This is a genomic window from Streptosporangium sp. NPDC003464, assembly GCF_053588315.1.
In genome coordinates, this window is record NZ_JBSFPS010000534.1 from 1 (window position 1) to 1,752 (window position 1,752).

At 76.5% G+C, this 1,752-nt stretch carries 1 protein-coding gene; it reads right to left on the reverse strand.

Features of this window, described 5'->3' with window-relative positions; genetic code table 11:
• Positions 1-1,752: sensor histidine kinase (locus ACWDS7_RS48260; RefSeq protein ID WP_451934795.1), on the reverse strand; the 1,752-nt coding region annotated here is incomplete at both ends.

The window sequence follows — 1,752 nt, forward strand, 5'->3', positions numbered from 1 at the left end:
GTCATGGGCGCCCTGACCATGTCTGTGTAGAGCTGCTTGTGACGCGCCTCGGCCGCGATGCGGTAGGCCGCCACCTCCGTCGCGGCCGGCAGCGGCGGCAGGCCGTCCGGCGCGTGCACGGCGACGCGCAGGCCGGGCGGCTGCCGGGTGGCGTGGGCGCGGAGCGCGCCGAGCAGCCCGAGGGAGTCGAGCGCGGGCGGCCGCAGCCCGTCCACCAGGGTCCGCACGTCGGCCACCGCCGCCTCGGCGTCGCCGACGATGTCGGCCAGCAGCCGCCGCGCGGGCCCGTCCTCGACCAGGTCGTGCACGGCCTCGGCCCGCATGGTCAGCGCGGCCAGCGTGGGACCGAGCCCGTCGTGCAGGTCGCGCCGGAGGCGGCGGCGCTCCTCCTCGCGCGCCATCACCAGCCGTTCCCGCGAGTGCCGCAGGTCGGCGGAGAGCCGTACGGCGTGCACGGCCACCGCGACCTGCCCGGCCAGGACGGTGAGCACGCGCAGGTCGCGGGGGCCGAACCCGGTCTCTCCCGGCCGGGGCGACAGGATGAGGTCCCCGACCCGCTCGCCGTTGTGCGTCAGCGGCAGCCGTACCGGGTCGCCGGCGGCCGTGCCGGAGGCGTGCCGCGCGCCCGTGGCCGTCTCCACCGCCGCGTACGGCAGGCGCAGGGCCTCGGCCACCGCCCGCGCGACCCCCGCCAGCACGGTGCCGGGCTCCCCGGTGTTCTCCAGCCGGCGGCCCAGCCGGGTGAGCGCGGCGTAGGGGTCGTCCCGCTCGCCGTACATCAGCAGGTTGACCCCGCTCTGCAGCCGTTCCCGCAGCGGCGCGAAGACGAGCGCCACGAGTCCGGCGGCGAGTATGGAGACCGGCAGGTCCCCGGTGGGGAAGATCGCGCCGAGGTAGCCCACCACGGCCACGTATCCGCCGGTCACGCAGCCCGACAGCAGCGCGTAGACCAGCGTCCGGTTGATCACCAGGTCGATGTCGAAGAGCCGGTGGCGCAGGATCGCGATGCAGATGGCGACGGGCATGAGCGCCGTGCCCAGCGCGCCGGGCAGCTCCCACGGGGAGTTGGCGGCCGGCCAGATCGCCTCCGGGGCCCCGTCGGTCAGCCCGGCCGCCAGCCGGGCCGCGACGACCAGCACCAGGAGCCCGACCGCGTAGGTCAGCCACTTGATCTGGCGGCGTTCGGGCTCGCCGCTCCGGAACGCCCTGACGAGCAGGTCGATCCCGCCCGCCACGAAGACCACCGCCATGAGGGCCGTCATCGCCGTCTCCGCCGCCGGGGCCACCCGGGCCAGCCCGGCCACCCCGAGCGGGTTGACCACACCGGCGCCGGCGCCCACCTGGTGGTTCTCCCCGGGCCGCAGCGCGCTCACCGCCATGGTGAGCGCCGCGGCGACGGCCACCGCGCGGACCGGGAGCCGCAGGCGGGCCGAGGAGAGCGTCCCGCCGGGGAAGCCCAGCGGGACGAGGACGAGCGACAGGTTCGCCGGCACCCAGAGCCAGGTCTGCGGCCACGCCATGGCCTCGGCGAGCGGCAGTCCCGGCCGGGTGAGCAGGCCGAGGATGGCGTACTGGCCGCAGACCTCCATGAGCGCGAAGCAGAACGCGCTCAGCGCCAGCAGCCGGCCCACCACGTGCTCCGGCCGGCGCGAGCCGATCAGCCCGCCCGCCAGCGCGCAGGCCCCCACGAACAGCAGGTGGCTCAGCGCCCACACCTCGGTCTCGTTGAGCGCGGCGAGGACGACGGACAGG